Here is a 16,555-nt window from a genome sequence, read left to right on the forward strand (position 1 = left end):
TCGGCGTCACTCCGCCGTCGCGATCAAACCCAATTCGGCGGGATTCGCCATCGCCGGGTGGTTCGGCACGACCCGGACCGTATACCCGAAAGAGCCTGAGCGGTCCAGCGGCACGACACCAACGAACGCAACAGTCGATCCGGAGCCGCCGTCGTTCGGCTCCAGTCGCTCCCGTCGTGCATCCGCGAGCTGCTCGTCCTCGCCTGTTCGGCCATAGACGACCTCGACAGTGACGTCGGAAGGCGTCAGAGTCCCAAGCTCCACATGGGCGCGCAGGCGCAGCAGATCACCCACCTGCGGCACGGCGTCGACTCCGCCCGACTCCACGTGCACGACAGCGACGCCGGGCCACGCCTTGACCACCCGTTCCTTCCAGGAGGCGAAGTCGCGGGCGCCCTGGTACCGATCGGCCACGAGCGCGGTCGCCTCCCTGAACGCCGGAACGTACAGCTCGTCGACGTACTGACCCACCATGCGGTCGGCGCTGAGCTCGGGAGACAGCGTCTTCAGTGTGTGCCGCACCTGCTGCATCCAGGTGATGGGCACCCCCTCGTCGTTGCGGTCGTAGAAGCGCGGCGCGATCTGATTCTCGATCAGGTCGTAGAGCGCATTCGCCTCGAGGGCGTCGCGCTCCGCAGCATCGCCCGCCGCGTCTGCGGAGGGTATGGCCCAGCCGTTCTCACCGTCGAAGTACTCCGCCCACCATCCGTCGAGGATGGAGAGGTTGAGCGTGCCGTTGAGCGCTGCCTTCATGCCGCTGGTGCCGCACGCCTCGAGCGGACGCAACGGGTTGTTGAGCCAGATGTCGCAACCGGGGTAGAGCGTCTGCGCCATGTTGATGTCGTAGTCGGGCAGGAAGACGAGGCGCTTGCGCACCTCGGGTGCCGACGCAAACTCGACGAGCTCCTGGATGAGGCGCTTGCCTCCGTCGTCCGCCGGATGCGCCTTGCCCGCGATGACGAGCTGCACCGGATGGTCCGGGTCGTTCAGCAGGCGTGTGAGGCGCGCCTTGTCGTGCAGCATGAGCGTCAGACGCTTGTAGGTGGCCACGCGTCTCGCGAAGCCGATGGTGAGCACGCTCGGGTCGAGCACCTGCGAAACCCAGGCTGGTGCCATCGCGCTGCGGCTCGCGCGGCGCCACTCGGAGTCGAGCCGCGCACGGGCATCCTTCACGAGGTTCTCGCGCATCCTGCCCCGCACGCTCCACAGCTCGTGGTCGCTCAACCCGGGCGAGAGCCAGTCAGCATGCGTGGTGTCGGATGTACCCAGCCTGTTCTGCGCCAGTTCCAGCAGGAGGGGGTCGGTCCAGGTGGGCGCGTGCACTCCGTTCGTCACCGAACCGATGGGCACATCGTCGTAGTCGAAACCCGGCCAGAGGCCCGAGAACATGTGCCTCGAGACGTTGCCGTGCAGCTTCGACACGCCGTTCGCACGCTGTCCCAGGCGCAGTCCCATGACCGCCATGTTGAAGACGTCCGTCGAGCCGCCGGCGTAGTCCTCCTTGCCCAACCGCAGCACGTCGTCAACGCCGACGCCGGGCAGCAACTCGTGCGCCTCGAAATACCGACGCACGAGGGATGCCTCGAACCTGTCGATTCCCGCTGCCACAGGCGTGTGCGTGGTGAACACCGTGCTGGCGCGAACGGCCTCGAGCGCTTGGTCGAACGTGAGGCCGTCGCCGATGAGTTCAGCGATGCGCTCGAGTCCCTGGAAGCCCGCGTGGCCCTCGTTGGTGTGGAAGACGGCGGGAGCCGGTCCGCCGAGCAGGCCGGCGGCAACGCGAAGGGCTCGCACCCCTCCTATGCCGAGCAACAGCTCCTGCAGGAGGCGGTGCTCGCCCCCGCCGCCGTACAGCCTGTCTGTGACGGTACGCAGGTCGTCGTCGTTGTCGGGGATGTTCGTGTCGAGCAGCAGCAGTCGCACGCGTCCGACGAGCGTGGTCCAGATGCGCGCGCTCAGCGTGCGTCCGTCGGGCATCGCCAGCGCGACGATGGCCGGTGTGCGGTCGGCGTGGCGCAGAACGGACAGGGGCATGCCGTCCGGGTCGAGCACCGGATAGCTCTCCTGCTGCCATCCGTCGGTCGTCAGCGACTGCTCGAAATAGCCGTGCGCGTAGAACAGGCCAACCCCGATGAGCGGAACCCCAAGGTCGGACGCGCTTTTCAGGTGGTCGCCCGCGAGGATGCCGAGGCCGCCCGAGTACTGCGGCAGCGCTGCTGCGATGCCGAACTCGGGCGAGAAGTAGGCGATCGCCGGCGGGGCATCCTGTAGCGATTGGTACCAACGCGGCTCGCCGATGTACCTGCGCAGCTCGTCACGAAGGCCGTTCGCCCACCCCACGAACCCCTCATCTGCCGCAAGCTCGGCTAGGCGCTCAGGACTCACGGCCCCCAGCAGCGCTATCGGGTCGTGCTTGGTCGTTCGCCACAGGTCGTCTGAAATGTGCCGGAAAAGATCCCTGGTCGGCTCGTGCCACGACCAACGCAAATTGGAAGCGAGTTCGTCGAGTGCTTGCAGGGAGTCCGGGATGACAGCGCGGACAGTGAATCGTCGGATGGCCTTCACTCGCGCCACCCTACCCATCGCTCATGTCCGTAGTGTGAACTCGCACTCAGCCGGCGCCCTTATGCGCCACTCGCCGCCGAAAGCAAGGAGGCGATTTCACCGATCGGGCACGCTACGGTCGGAGCATGCCGGCCACGTCGTCACGCCCGTCCCGTTCCCGCAGCAGGACAGCGACCCCAGTACGGAGCGAGTACCGACCGGTGCTCGGCCGCCTGCCCATCCTCGATGTCACTCCCGTCGTCGAGAACGACGCATGGCCGGCGAAGGCTTACGTCGGCGAGGTGGTGCCGTTCTCGGCGGTCGCGTTCAGGGAGGGGCATGACCTCATCGGGGTGGAGCTCGTGCTGGTCGCGCCATCCGGAGTGACGGTGAAGCGCAGGATGCACGAGCTCACGCCTGGCATGGATCGCTGGGGAACCACGGCCCTCCTGAACGAGCAGGGTCTGTGGCGCTTCCGCATCGAGGCATGGGCGGACGACGTCGCCACGTGGTGGCACGCGGCGGGCATCAAGGTGCCGGCCGGCATCGACGTGGATCTGATGCTCACCATGGGAGCCGAGCTCGTGAATCGCGCAGCGGTCGACCCGGAAAACACAACGGATCCTGCCCCCGACGGCGAAGGCGACGTGCGCTCGTGGCTCGCCCGGGAGGTCGCGGCCCTCGTCGACGACAGCACGCCCGCGATCGAGCGACTGGACGCTCTCGCCGAGCACGGAGTCATCGACTACCTCACGCGGAATCCGGTGCGGAGCCTCGTGACGGCATCCCGCGAGCACGAACTCCTCGTCGAACGGGAAGCAGCGGGCGTCGGCGCGTGGTACGAGTACTTCCCACGCTCGGTCGGAGCGGTGCGCAACGCCGACGGCTCATGGCGCTCCGGCACCTTCCGCACGGCCGAGTCTCGTCTACCCGACATCGCGGCGATGGGCTTCGATGTGGTCTACCTGCCGCCGATCCATCCGATCGGGCGGTACTTCAGGAAGGGCCCCAACAACACCCTGCACGCCGGTGACCACGATCCCGGCTCGCCATGGGCCATCGGCGGCGCCGAAGGGGGCCACGACGCCATCCACCCCGACCTCGGCACCGAGGCCGACTTCAAACGCTTCCTGACCAAGGCGAGGAAGGCAGGGCTCGAGGTCGCGCTCGACCTCGCACTGCAGGCCTCACCCGACCATCCGTGGGTGCGTGAGCATCCGGAATGGTTCACCACGCTGCCCGACGGCTCGATCGCCTACGCGGAGAACCCGCCGAAGAAGTACCAGGACATCTACCCGGTCAACTTCGACAACGATCCGGAGGGCATTCGCGCCGAAGTGCTGCGCATCGTGCGGCACTGGATGCGCCTCGGCATCCGCATCTTCCGGGTGGACAATCCGCACACGAAACCCGTGGTGTTCTGGGAATGGCTGATCCACACGATCAACGCAGAGGAGCCGGATGCCGTGTTCCTCGCCGAGGCCTTCACCCGCCCGGCGATGATGCGAACGCTCGCCAAGGCGGGGTTCCAGCAGTCGTACTCGTACTACACGTGGCGCAACACGAAGGAGGAGCTCGAGGAGTTCCTCGCCTCCATCTCCCATGAGACGAGCGACTACCTGCGGCCGAACCTGTTCGTGAACACGCCGGACATCCTCACCGAGTATCTGCAGTTCGGGGGAAGGCCTGCGTTCAAGGTGCGCGCGGCGATCGCTGCGACGGGTGCGCCGCTGTGGGGGGTCTACTCCGGTTACGAGCTCTTCGAGTCGGTGGCCAGGAGCGGCGCCGAGGAGTACATCGACAACGAGAAGTACGAGTATCGGCCGCGCGACTTCGCGGGCGCGGAGGCGAGAGGCGACTCGCTCGCGCCGTACCTGACCATGCTGAACAACGCCAGGCGGAAGCATCCTGCGCTGCGTCAACTCCGCAACCTCACCGTGCACGCCAGCGAAGACGACGCGGTTCTCGTGTACAGCAAGCACCTGCCCGCGGAATTCACGGGAACGGGTGCCGCGGACACGGTCATCGTGGTCGCCAACGTCGACCCGCACTCGGTGCGGGAGACGACCGTGCATCTCGACCTCCAGGCGCTCGACCTGCCTCCGGACGGGGAGTTCGAGGTCACGGATGCCGTCACCGGGCAGACGTGGACCTGGGGCGCGGCGAACTACGTGCGGCTGGATGCCTTCTACGAGCCCGTGCACATCCTCACCGTGAAGAACCCAGCGTGAAGGCGGTCTGATGTCTGACAACGAGAACCCCACCGCTCCCGCAACCGGGCTGGAACCGGAAGCGCGGGCGGATGCCGCTCCTCAGCCACGCGGAGTGGAACCGGTGCCACCGGCGAAACCGGAATCGGCGGCGGCTGCCACCGCGGGCAAGGGCGGGGAGAATCAGCATGCCGACGGCTCGTCAGCCATCCAGGCCCCAGCGCTCGACGATGCGCTGCTCGCAGCCCTTGCGGAAGGTCGCCACCACGCACCCCACGAGGTCCTCGGGCAGCACCTCGTGGCCGCGCCGGGTGTCGCGGACAGAGTGACGGTGATCCGCGCGTTGCGTCCCCTGGCCGATGCGGTCACGGCTGTGCTCTCGACCGGTGCAAAGGTCTCGTTGGCCCACGTCGGCTACGGCATCTGGCAGGGCGTGAGCGTGCTCGGCCCTCAGCCCTACCTGGTCGAGGCCCGCTACGACGACGGCTCCGTCTGGACAGCCGACGATCCGTATCGGTTCACCCCGACCATCGGAGAGCTCGACCTGCATCTGATCGGCGAAGGCCGGCACGAAAGATTGTGGGACGCGCTCGGCGCTCACTACGGGGAGCACGAGGGTGCCAGCGGCACGGCGTTCCGGGTGTGGGCGCCGAATGCCACAGCTGTTCGCGTCGTCGGCGACTTCAACGGCTGGAACGGCGTCGGCCACGCGATGCGCTCGATGGGCGGCAGCGGGGTATGGGAGCTGTTCGCGCCAGGCGTGTCCCCTGGCACGGTATACAAGTTCGAGCTGCGCGACAGGCACGGCCACTGGAACATGAAGGCCGACCCGGTTGCCCGGTTCACGGAGGTGCCGCCCGCCACCGGTTCGGTTGTCGGCGTCAGCGGCTACGAGTGGACCGACGGCGAATGGATGCGCGAGCGTGCCTCACGCAACCCGCACACGGGTCCTATGAGCGTGTACGAACTGCACCTCGGCTCGTGGCGGCCCGGCCTCGGCTATCGAGACGCAGCGGATGCTCTGATCGACTACCTGCTCCCCCTCGGCTACACGCACGTCGAGTTCCTGCCGTTGTCCGAGCATCCGTTCGGTGGATCGTGGGGCTACCAGGTGACGGGGTACTACGCGCCGACGAGCCGGTTCGGGCATCCGGACGACCTGCGGTACCTCATCGACCGTCTGCACCAAGTCGGCATCGGCGTGCTCATGGACTGGGTGCCAGGGCACTTCCCGAAGGATGCCTGGGCGCTCGCCCGCTTCGACGGGGAGGCGCTGTACGAGCATCCGGATCCGCGGCGGGGCGAACAGATGGACTGGGGCACGTACGTGTTCGACTTCGGCAGGCCCGAGGTGCGCAACTTCCTGGTCGCCAATGCGCTGTACTGGCTCGAGGAGTTCCACGTCGACGGTCTGCGGGTCGACGCCGTGGCATCCATGCTGTACCTCGACTACTCGCGGGCAGAGGGCGAGTGGATGCCGAACATCCACGGTGGCAGGGAGAACCTCGAAGCGATCGCGTTTCTGCAGGAGGCGACGGCCACGGCGTACAAGCGCAACCCGGGCATCGTGATGATCGCGGAGGAGTCGACGGCATATCCAGGGGTCACGGCCCCGACGAGCGCCGGCGGGCTCGGGTTCGGCCTGAAGTGGAACATGGGCTGGATGCACGACTCGCTGCAGTACATGCACGAGGATCCGATGTATCGCTCGTACCACCACGGCGAGATCACGTTCTCGTTCGTGTACGCGTTCAGCGAGCACTTCCTGCTTCCGATCAGTCACGACGAGGTCGTGCACGGCAAGGGATCGTTGCTTTCGAAAATGCCCGGCGACCACTGGCAGCAGCTGGCGAATGTGCGCGCGTACCTGGCGTTTATGTGGGCGCACCCCGGCAAGCAGTTGCTGTTCATGGGGCAGGAGTTCGGGCAGCCGTCCGAATGGAGCGAGGAGCGCGGACTCGACTGGTGGATCCTCGACCAGCCGGCGCATCGCGGCCTGTGGGACCTCGTCTCCCGGCTCAACGCCATTTACCGGGCTGAGCCTGCGCTATGGCTCTACGACCATGACCCGCGTGGCTTCCAATGGCTGGACGGCGGCGACGCCCAGGGCAACGTCGTGGCGTTCGCCAGGCGCGGCGACGGCGATCCCCTGGTCTGCGTGATGAACTTCGCAGGAGTGCCGCACCCCGGCTACCGGCTGCCCATGCCGCTCGCGGGTGAGTGGGAGGAACTGCTCAACACCGACGCTCTCGAGTACGGGGGCTCGGGCGTCGGCAACATGGGCGTCGTTCAGGCGACGGATGCCCCGTGGGGCGGCCTGCAGGCATCCGCGGTGCTCGACCTGCCCCCGCTCGGCGCGCTCTGGCTGCGGCCGAAGCACTAAGGGGTCGTCGGGGTCAGTAGAGGAGCGAGGCGAGCCGTCCACGAGCGCGGATGACACGCGGGTCGGTGACGCCGACGATCTCGAAGTAGTCGACCAGGCGGGCGCGGATGAGGTCTCGAGTGTCCGCGTCGGCGGTGGCGAAGAGGTCGAGGAGCCGACCGAACGCGTCGTCCACGTGTCCGCCAGACAGGTCGAGATCGGCGACCGCGAGCGCGGCCTCCGGGTTCTTCGGATCGGATGCGGCTTCAGCCCTCGCCTGCACCGCATCGGCACCGGCCAGTCGCTTCAGCAGGCTCACCTGGGCGAGGCCGGCGACCGCGAGATCGTCGGCGGGATTCTGAGCGATCGCGAGGCGGTATTCGGCGATTGCGGTGTCGTAGTCGCCGCGCTCGATTGCGTCGTACGCCTCCTGGTGATGCGGCGGCAGCGGCTCCTGCTGCGGCTCGGATTCCTCCGCGTCTTCCGCGGCTTCCCCGGCCTCATCGACGTTCACACGACCCGTTACGCCGTTCTGCTCGGCGATCTGAAGCACCTGCTCGAAGACCTCGCGCACCTGCGCCTCTGGAAGCGCGCCGACGAACAGCGGGGCCGGGCGGCCACCGATGATGGCAACGACCGTGGGGATGGACTGCGCCTGGAACGCCTGAGCGAGTTGCGGGTTCGCGTCGACGTCGACCTTCACAAGCACGAAGCGGCCCGCGTAGTCGTTCACCACGCGCTCAAGGGCGGGCGAGAGCTGCTTGCACGGCCCACACCACTCGGCCCAGAGGTCCACGATGACCGGCACGGTGTTGGACAGCTCGATGAACTGGGTGAAGTTCTGATCCGTGCCGTCGTAGATCAGGCCGGGCAGAGCCTGCTCGGGAGCCTCATCCGTTCCGGCGTGCTGCTGAGCAGGCCGGTTGGCCAGGGTGGACAGGTCGACAGCGCCGCGGAACGACGCGGCGTCAGGAGTGTTGGTCATCCGAGTTCCTTCGCACCGAGCAGCGCCTGCGTGAAGCCGAGCATTTCGATCTTGTGCTTCGACTCCGCCGGCGGCACGTAAAACAGTAACTGGTAGCCGTAGGTGGTTTCGAGACCCTTCGTGCTGTCGGTGACGCCCGTGAGCGCCTGCACGTTGGGATTGCTGGTCGACACCGTGGCACCGGCCTCGACGGGTTTCAGGGTCGACACCTCGTTCAGGCTCACGGCGACGATGGCGCCTGAGTCGTTCGTCGCCATCGCGATCGGGCCGTCTGAGCCAGGTTGGCTCGCGAAGGTGAGCGATGCGGTCTTCGGCAGATTCGAGATCTGCGAAGCCTTGTACGCGGCGCCCACCTGCGGCGCCAGCTTGTCGACCTTCGCATCGAACAGGGAGTAGAACTTGCTCTTCTCACCGTTCTGCAGCACGTCGCCGTAGTACTCGGCGAGCTTGTTCGGCGGGACGGACAGAAGCTTCGAGTCGGGCGGGACGATCGAGGTTCCGATGTTCGCAGGCGGGAGGCCAGGCACATCCGCGTTCGCTTCGAGCGCGATCGCGTACTGCACCGTGTAGTTCTCCCGCGGCGAGTTCTGCACCAGAACAAGATCCAGTGGCGCAGCCTTTGAGTCCTTCTGGTCGTGCACCACGGCGCTGACCACCCGCGGCCAGCTGTCGGTGGCTTCGGGCAATGCGAGTGAGACCGAGTTGCTCGGGATCGCCTGCTCGGCCTGCGCATCAGACTTCTTCGACCGGAGGGCGTAGTCACCCTCCCGCGCCGCCAGTGCCGGTCCGCTGAACCGCGTCGCGATCAGTGTCTTGTCGAGGGACGCGTCGGCTTTGGCCGCGGTCTTCGCGATCGAGTTCAGGATGTTGTCGAGCTGCGGGCCCGTCACCGCGGGGGGCGGCGTGTCCTTGCCCTGCCCTGGAAGGTCCGTTGCGATGGGCGTCGAGCTGGAGGTGGGGGCCGCCGTCTGGCCGCCGAACTGCGGCCAGTAGTCCGACGAGCATCCGGCAAGCACGAGCGTTCCCGCAAGCATCACGGGAACGGCCACGAACGCCCGGCCGATCGACCTTCTCGGCCTCTGCCGCGACTCCAACTCCGGCTGGCCCTCGTCTCCGAGCTGCGCCTTCTTCGAGCCCCTCGGCAGCTTCGGCGGCTTGCCTCCGCCCCGGCGAGGTCCGCGCGACCGGCGCAGGTGACGGATGGCGAGCACGTACATCACGATGCCGAAGAGCGCGAAAACCATGCCGCCGACGATCAGCGGCCCCGCGAACGGTGTGCGTGAATCGAGCGGCCAATTGATCCCGACCGTGTTGGGCGCCGGCTTCGTTCCGTCGCTCGCGATGATGACGCTGACCGTGTCAGGCACGTTCATCTTGGTGATCGAGGCATCGGCTCCGGTGAACTCCTCGAGCCAGAGATCCGAGCCAGCGGGATTCGGCCCCTTGGCGGCGCTCGATCCGGACGTCGAACCAGAGGAGCTCTGGTCGGCTGGACCCGCGCTCGCTGCGGGTGTGGGGGTCGGCGTGGGCGTCGCCGTCTGGGTCGAAGGGGTCGATGTCTTGGCCGGCTTGGGTGTCACCACGCGCGAGGCGAGCTTGTTCGTCGCCGCGTTGTACGTGACCTTCGCATACTTGTGGTTGCCGAGCCAGGCGAGCACGTCAGCCGTGCGGCCGTACGCGACGAACGGAGAGCTGGAGCCCGAGACTGTGAGGGTCTGCTGCCCTGGGCGGGCGCGCAGCACGGATCCGTCGATGACCGTGTACGGCTCTCCGCCTTTCACCACGGTGGCGGTGACGACGTTGGCCGGGGGGATCCAGACGGTGCGCTGGGCTATCCCCAGGCCGATCAGCACGGCCGCGGCGATGAACGCCAGAATGGCGATCAGGAATCGCACGAACTCTCCTTCGTTGTCGCACTCTGCACGTTGGATGCATGGTGCGCGACGGACGCAACCGGCGCCCATCTCGGCCGGCGCCCGCAACTCATTTCGGGTAACCACCGCCGCGCGCGGCGCCCGGCAGCCCTCCCACGATACCGAAACCGCCCTGAGAAGCGGCTCCCAGCGGACTGTACGGCGGGTCGGCCCGCCCTGTCCTGATCAGGTGAGACATGCCATCGGATGCCTGGCCCGGCTACACTCGAAACGCCCGGCGCGTCGTCGCCCGGGCTTCGCGCCGCCTGCCGGCTCCCCCGCACGACAGCGCCGCGCGACCATTCACTCGCACACCACCCCGGAGAGAAGAAGCCCGTGGCCCCCGAAGAGACCGAGTTCACTCAAGTCTTCCGCGGTTATGACAAAGACGAAGTCGACAAGGCGATTCAGGAACTGCGACGCGAGCTGATCCAGGCCAACGCGCAGAACACCGACTCCGTCAAGGAGATCAAGCGCCTGTCGGCTCGCATCGACGAGCTGAACGCAGAGATAGAAGAGGTCGGCAGCCCGACCTTCTCCGGCCTCGGCACCAAGCTGGAGAACACCCTGCGCGTGGCGGAGGAGCAGTCCACCCGCATGATCGCGCAGGCGGACATCGACGCCGAGAAACTGCGCGCTGCCGTCGCTGCCGAGGTGGAGAAGACCAGGCACACGGCGGAGGAGCAGGCGCAGCGCATCCTCGCTGAAGCGCACGCCCTTGCCGACACCACGCTGCAGGACGCCACCATCGAAGCCAACGAACTGGTCAACGACGCCAGGGTCAAGGCGGAAACGCTCAGCGCCGAGTCGCAGCGCGAAGCGGCGGCCATGCGCACTTCGATCGCTACCGAGGTCGCGGAGTTGCGTGCCACCGCGAAGCGCGAAGCGGCAGCCGTGCGCGCCGAGGCCGAGCATGAGGCCGCCGAGCTCAAGGCTGCGGCCGCTCGCGACGTCGCTGCGGCACGGGCGGAGTCCGAAGGCCTCACACGCGAGGTCGACGAGACCCGGGCCGCGCTGGCACGTGAGGTCGAGGCGCGTCGCGCCGAGGTCGAAGCGGAGCTCGCGGACCGCAGGGCCGTCGTCGATGAGGAGATCGCCCAGGCGCGACGGGATCTCGCCGCCGACACGCAGCAAGCCCGCATCGACCTTGCCAATGAGATCGAGCAGGGCAGGGCTGCGCTGAACAGGGAGCTGGAGCAGCGCAGGGCGGAGGCGGATGCCGAGGCCGACAAGGAGCGCAAGGCGTTCGAGCGCGCAGCCGAGCGGGCGCGCAACGAGCTCGACGAGGAGCTCGCGGGCATCCGTTCCGAGATCGCCGCGGAGACCGAGCGGCTCGGTCACGAGGCCGAGAATGCGCGCCTCGAGCTTGAAGTGGAGCTCAAGGCTCGCCGAGACGACTCCGAGAAGGAGCACCTCGCGCGTCATCAGGAGGCCGTCGCTCAGACGCAGAAGTACCTGGACGACGCCAACGCCGAACTCGCCGAGGTCACCCGTCGCACCAACGAGGTGCGCTCGGAGGGTGAGGCCATCGAGAAGGAAATGCGGTCGGAGGTGAAGACGGCTCGCAAGGAGGCAGAGAACTCTGCTCGCGAGATCGTGCGCACCGCGGAGGACCGCGCCGCCGCCATCATCGAAGACGCCGAGGAACGCACCCGCCGGCTTGTCGCCGACGCGGAGGAGCGACTGTCGCAGATTAGGATCGAGCGTGAAGCCGTCGCGGGGTATTTCGAGAGCCTGCGCAGCGTGCTCACGCAGGTGGAGCAGGTGACGGCCGACACGGAGTGACGATCACACCGAGGGGGCATGGGTGAAGATCCAGAACGCGTTCAGAGCCGGGCTCGTCGGAACACTGGGCGTTGGACTGGGTTTCCTCATCCTCACCTCGATCGTCTCGCTGTCGACGATCCTCACCTACATAGGAGCCGCGCTCTTCCTTGCGCTGGGCATCGAGCCCATCGTCGCGTTCCTTGAACGCAGGAGGGTTCCGCGCTGGGCGGCGATCCTGATCGTGCTGATCGTGCTGCTCGTTCTGTTCGCACTGTTGATCTGGGCGATCGTGCCGATCATCGTGAGCCAGGGCACGAGTCTCGTGAAGCAGATCTCCACCTTCGTGGAGAAGGGTACGTACCAGGACTGGTACGAGGCTCTGAAGCACCAGTTCCCTGCCATCAATTTCGATCAATCGCTGCAGCAGGTCTGGGCTTACATCCAGAAGTCGGCTGGCAGCATCGGCGCGGGCTTGCTGTCGGTGGGAATCGGCATCATCTCCGGATTCTTCGGAACACTCATCGTCATCATCCTGACCATCTACTTCACGGCTTCACTGCCCAATATCAAGCGATCGGCGTACGAACTCGTGCCGGCAAGCAAGCGGGGCCGATTCGCCGACATCGCCGAGCAGATCACCGATTCCGTCGGGAAGTACGTGATGGGACAGGTCGGACTGGCGCTCGTCAACGGCATTCTGAGTGCCATCTTCCTCAGCATCATCGGCGCCCCTTTCCCGATGCTGCTCGCCGTCATCGCCTTCCTCTTCTCGTTGATCCCTTTGATCGGAACCCTCTCCGGGTCGGTGATCATCGTGCTGCTGTCGCTACTGCTGGCATCCCCGCTCACGGCGCTCGTCGCAGCCATCTACTACGTCGTCTACATGCAGGTAGAGGCATACGTGCTGAGCCCGCGCATCATGAACCGAGCCGTCTCGGTGCCTGGGGCCGTCGTCGTCATCGCGGCGCTGGCGGGCGGCTCGCTGCTCGGCATTCTCGGCGCCCTGATCGCGATCCCGGTAGCGGCGTCGATCCTGCTCGTCATCAAGCAGGTAGTCATCCCCCGCCAGAATGAATTGTGATTACCGACGCAGTGCGTCGGCCATCACAATTCAGATCGAGTAGCCGTGCGCTAACGCGCGGCGTATCGGTTCGTGACACCGCATCTCCGTGGGTCAGGCGATGCGCCAGCATCCGCTGTGCCAGTGTCGTCGGCTGTCGAGATCTGCCGCGTCGCCGAGCACGCCGTCCGCTCGCCACACGACCAGGTGTGCGACACCCGGCGTGATGAGGCCGCCGCAGCCAGGACACGTGTAGCTCTTCGTAGCGGATGCCTCCCCCACCGGCTGAACGTTCCAGTCGCGACCCCTGCGTGTCTCGGTGCGGCGCCACCCGGTCGTGAGCCTGCTCAGGTCGTCGTGTTCCGCGTTGTCCGTTCGATGGTGGGCGAGGCCGCGCCGGCGGGATCGATTGTTGCGCGGCATCCTCTGATTCTACGATTCGCGAAGCGGGAAGAACCGGTCTCGGCCGACGCGGCGCAGGACTTGGAGGCCGTCATGACCCGTCCAGGCGGCGCTCCAGGCGGGCCTCCTCCTGGTCGAGGAGCATCTGCGCCCGGCGCAGTACGCGGGAAGGATACGAGCCCTTGGACCGGGCGGCGAGCAGTGCCTGACGTTCGGCCTCGATGGCGACACGCAGAAGCATGCCGTATTGCGCATGCGGTCCTACCGGGCTCGCGCCCTCGTGCAAGGCGGCGCGTTCCCAGGCCGACTCCGCGAGCAGGCTGATGTCGTCTCGGAGCCTCTGCACCACCTGCGGGTCCACTTCCTGTCCATCAGGCAGATCGACGTCTGGTTCCTCCAGCGCCTGATCTGCTGCGTCGGCTATCTCGTCGAGGAGCGAAGCCAGCTCGCGCGTGTCGGTGGCGGCATCCGTTCCGCGGATGCCCGTCATGCGGATGATCCACGGCAGCGTGCCGCCTTGTGCAACGAGCGAGACGATTGCCACGACGAAGGCGATCAGCACCAGTTGGGCTCGGTATGGCGTTCCGCCGGGAAGCGACTGAGCTGCAGCGAGGGTGACGACTCCGCGCATCCCCGCCCAGGTGAGCACGATTCCGTCGCGCCAGCCGACCCGGTTCTTCTGCAGATCGACCGCATCGGCCTCGCGCTGATCGATGCGTTGCTCTGCGCGCTCCGCCCTTTGCTGCACCCTGCGGTCGTCGAAGCGTTCCCGCCACACCTTCATGCGTTCTCGCATGCTCGACAGGCGTTCCCTGTCGTCGTCGGCCTTTCCTGCTGCCCTGCGAATGCGCCACAGCACAGGGGCGACGAACGCGGCGCGCACCGCAAGCAGCACAACGACGACGAGCAGGCCGAGCGCGATGGTGTCGACCAGCCCGATTTCTGGATGCCGGACCGACTCGAGCACGAAGCGCGTGAGCTGGCCTCCCATGACGAGGAAGACACCGTTCTCGATGACGAAGGCGATCAGGCGCCAGTTCAGCTGCTCGCTGAGCCGCGACTGCGCGGTGAACTTACTCGCCGCCTGGTGACCGGAGTAGAGCCCTGCGACGACGACCGAAAGGGCCCCGGATGCCCCGAGCAACTCTGACGGGATGAACGCGACGAACGGCACCACGAACGACACTGCTGTGTCGAGCACTGGCTCCGAGAACTTGGATCGAATCGACACCGTCACGAACCCGACGACGACCCCGACGAGCACGGCGACCAGAACCGACCTGGCGAAGTCGCCGGCGACGCCGACGACGCTCACGGACGCCCCTGTGGCGGCGATTGCGGCCTTCAAGAGAACGAGCGCGGTCGCATCGTTGACCAGGCTTTCGCCTTCGAGCAGGGTGACGTCTCTGGCAGGCAGTCCCAGCCGTTTGGCCACGGCGGTCGCCGCGACCGCATCGGTCGGGCTCACGACGGCTCCCAGCGCCATCGCCGAGGCCAAATTCAGTTGGGGCAGCAGCGCATACAAGATGAAGCCGATGACCGCCGTGGAGGCCACAACGAGCACGACGGAGAGCATGGTGATGCCGCTGAGGTTGCGCCGGAAGTCGACGATCGGCACCTGCACTGCCGCCGCGTAGAGCAGCAGGGGCAACAGCAGGTCGAGCACGAGCTCGGGGTTGAGGGTCAGATGGGGCGCACCTGGGATGAAGGAGTACCCGATGCCGATGAGCACCAACAGGATCGGCGTCGCGATACCGAGTCGCTTCGAGAACGCCGCGGCCGCCACCAGCACCAGGATGCCGGCGATGACGAGAAGCGCGTACTCCACGGGGCAAGCCTATTGAGCCCGTGAGCCAGGCGGCGGCGAGATGGGCGGTTGAACCGGCTCTGCCGCTCGGCTCAGCCGCGAACGAGAGCCGACCGGATCAGTACCAGCCGGTCGATTCGGAGTGATCCCACGCTCCGCACGGAGTGCTGTATCGGCCCTCGATGTAGCCGAGGCCCCAGTTCACCTGGGTTGCGAAGCTGGTCGCCCAATCGGACCCGGCCGAGGCCATCTTGCTGCCGGGCAGCGCCTGCGGGATGCCGTAAGCGCCGGTGCTCGAGTTGTAGGCGTAGACGTTCCAGTGCGATTCACGGTTCCACAGCGCGACGAGGCAGTTGAACTGGTCGTCTCCCATGCCCTGCGACGCGAGCACGCCCTGCGCGTACGCCTGGGCACTGCCCGGGTCGGGCGTGCCGGCGGCCGGGGCACTCGACCCGCCGCCTGACGACGAGGAAGACGATGAAGTCACCTTCGTGACAACGGGCACCGGCTTGGGCGCTTCTTTCGAGCTGAACGTGTCGACGCTCACCGTGGCGGCATCAGCCTTGCCTGAGACGGCCAGTTTCTGAACGGGCTGGTCAAGGAAGCGCGAATGCGCCGAGGCGAACTCGGGAGAGGCTGTTGCGCCGGAGTAAGGGTCGACGATGTTCACGAGAAAGAAGCCGATGGCCGCGAGGAAGGCGACACCGACGACGACGGGTCGGGCGCCCCGGCGCATCCGCTCCCTCGACCCGGCCTGGGGTCGACGAACAGACGCCTCCACCGCGTTTCGGGTCGGTGCCGGAGACTCTGCTAGGTGTCGTACTCGCCTGCCCACGATCACACAACGATAACGAAGATCGGTCGAAGCGCCAAAGCTTCGAGTATGCGATTCAGCGAAAAGCCAGGCTGAACCGTCATCGCACGGCGAGCATGACGTCGACGACGGCGTCGAGAAGCAGGTCCACCTGAGCCTCGCGATACCCGTGCCTCTGCTGTCGGAACACCACGGTTCGCACCTCTTCCACCGACATCGGCATGCCGTCGCGGAAGTACCTGATGAGTCGTTTCGCGAATCTGTCGACTTCGCGTCGGTTGTACCCGATCGTGAAGACGCTGGAGCGGTCGAAGCGTCTGCCGTCCGGCCGTCCGAGCCGGTTCAGGACCACCTGCGCGGTCTCTCGCGCCTGTTCGAGCCAGCGGGCCTCGCCGAGCTCCCGCCGTGCCTCGGATCGCTCGCGCGCGGCGAAGGCATCCTCGAGGCGCTCGAGAGCGCCGTCCACGACGTCGGGCTCGTAACCGCCGCGCTGCAGGGCGAATCCGGTGCGACGGATGTCCTCGGCCGTGATGGCGACGTCTGGATCGCCTTCGTATGAGCGGCGAGCGAGTCGTAGGAAGCGGTCGACCTCTTCGGGGTCGTACCCGCGTTTGCTGCGCTTGACGGTCGGAAACGTGGCCACTGGGTCATTCTCTCAAACGAGGTGGGGTGCGCCGCACAGCACCTCCGG

At 66.8% G+C, this 16,555-nt stretch carries 11 protein-coding genes; 4 read left to right on the top strand and 7 right to left on the bottom strand.

The annotated features are described in order from the left end of the window. Positions 1-6 precede the first annotated feature (6 nt). Positions 7-2,565, bottom strand: coding sequence for an alpha-glucan family phosphorylase (glgP, locus tag ACO2Q7_RS02935; protein ID WP_423354136.1), 2,559 nt, complete (start codon positions 2,563-2,565; stop codon positions 7-9). A 125-nt stretch (positions 2,566-2,690) separates the two neighbouring features. Between glgP and ACO2Q7_RS02940 the strand changes: the two genes are divergently transcribed. Both ACO2Q7_RS02940 and glgB read left to right on the top strand, forming a co-directional pair. After that, positions 2,691-4,775: an alpha-1,4-glucan--maltose-1-phosphate maltosyltransferase gene (locus ACO2Q7_RS02940; protein ID WP_423354137.1), complete on the top strand. Its 2,085-nt coding sequence runs from the start codon at positions 2,691-2,693 to the stop codon at positions 4,773-4,775. Between the two features lie 10 nt (positions 4,776-4,785). Beyond that, the gene (gene glgB, locus ACO2Q7_RS02945; RefSeq protein WP_423354138.1) at positions 4,786-7,137 is read left to right on the top strand and encodes a 1,4-alpha-glucan branching protein GlgB; all 2,352 of its coding nucleotides are present in this window, start codon (positions 4,786-4,788) and stop codon (positions 7,135-7,137) included. 13 nt (positions 7,138-7,150) lie between these two features. Here glgB and ACO2Q7_RS02950 read toward each other — a convergent pair whose 3' ends face one another. Together ACO2Q7_RS02950 and ACO2Q7_RS02955 are read right to left on the bottom strand one after the other, a co-directional pair. Next, positions 7,151-8,101, bottom strand: a complete 951-nt coding sequence (locus ACO2Q7_RS02950) for a tetratricopeptide repeat protein (protein ID WP_423354139.1) — start codon at positions 8,099-8,101, stop codon at positions 7,151-7,153. Beyond that, the gene (locus ACO2Q7_RS02955; RefSeq protein ID WP_423354140.1) at positions 8,098-9,996 is read right to left on the bottom strand and encodes a hypothetical protein; all 1,899 of its coding nucleotides are present in this window, start codon (positions 9,994-9,996) and stop codon (positions 8,098-8,100) included. The genes ACO2Q7_RS02950 and ACO2Q7_RS02955 overlap by 4 nt, the downstream gene beginning before the upstream one ends. 354 nt (positions 9,997-10,350) lie before the next feature. On the opposite strand from ACO2Q7_RS02955, the gene ACO2Q7_RS02960 reads away from it, so the two are divergent. Then, entirely contained in the window at positions 10,351-11,799 is a 1,449-nt protein-coding gene (locus ACO2Q7_RS02960) for a DivIVA domain-containing protein (protein WP_423354141.1), read from the top strand. A 22-nt stretch (positions 11,800-11,821) separates the two neighbouring features. Beyond that, the gene (locus ACO2Q7_RS02965; RefSeq protein WP_423354142.1) at positions 11,822-12,862 is read left to right on the top strand and encodes an AI-2E family transporter; all 1,041 of its coding nucleotides are present in this window, start codon (positions 11,822-11,824) and stop codon (positions 12,860-12,862) included. A gap of 93 nt (positions 12,863-12,955) precedes the next feature. Here the strand turns inward: ACO2Q7_RS02965 and ACO2Q7_RS02970 are convergent, their stop codons facing one another. The 4 genes from ACO2Q7_RS02970 to ACO2Q7_RS02985 form a co-directional block, all read right to left on the bottom strand. Further along, positions 12,956-13,264: a hypothetical protein gene (locus ACO2Q7_RS02970; protein WP_423354143.1), complete on the bottom strand. Its 309-nt coding sequence runs from the start codon at positions 13,262-13,264 to the stop codon at positions 12,956-12,958. Between the two features lie 70 nt (positions 13,265-13,334). After that, positions 13,335-15,071: a cation:proton antiporter gene (locus ACO2Q7_RS02975; RefSeq protein WP_423354144.1), complete on the bottom strand. Its 1,737-nt coding sequence runs from the start codon at positions 15,069-15,071 to the stop codon at positions 13,335-13,337. 97 nt (positions 15,072-15,168) lie between these two features. Next, positions 15,169-15,786: a lytic transglycosylase domain-containing protein gene (locus tag ACO2Q7_RS02980; protein WP_423354145.1), complete on the bottom strand. Its 618-nt coding sequence runs from the start codon at positions 15,784-15,786 to the stop codon at positions 15,169-15,171. A 178-nt stretch (positions 15,787-15,964) separates the two neighbouring features. After that, on the bottom strand, positions 15,965-16,507 hold the full coding sequence (locus ACO2Q7_RS02985; protein WP_423354146.1) for a DivIVA domain-containing protein: 543 nt from the start codon (positions 16,505-16,507) through the stop codon (positions 15,965-15,967). Positions 16,508-16,555: the final 48 nt, after the last annotated feature.

This window comes from Rathayibacter sp. KR2-224 (genome assembly GCF_049446075.1).
In the GTDB taxonomy this organism is placed as follows: Bacteria; Actinomycetota; Actinomycetes; order Actinomycetales; family Microbacteriaceae; genus Humibacter.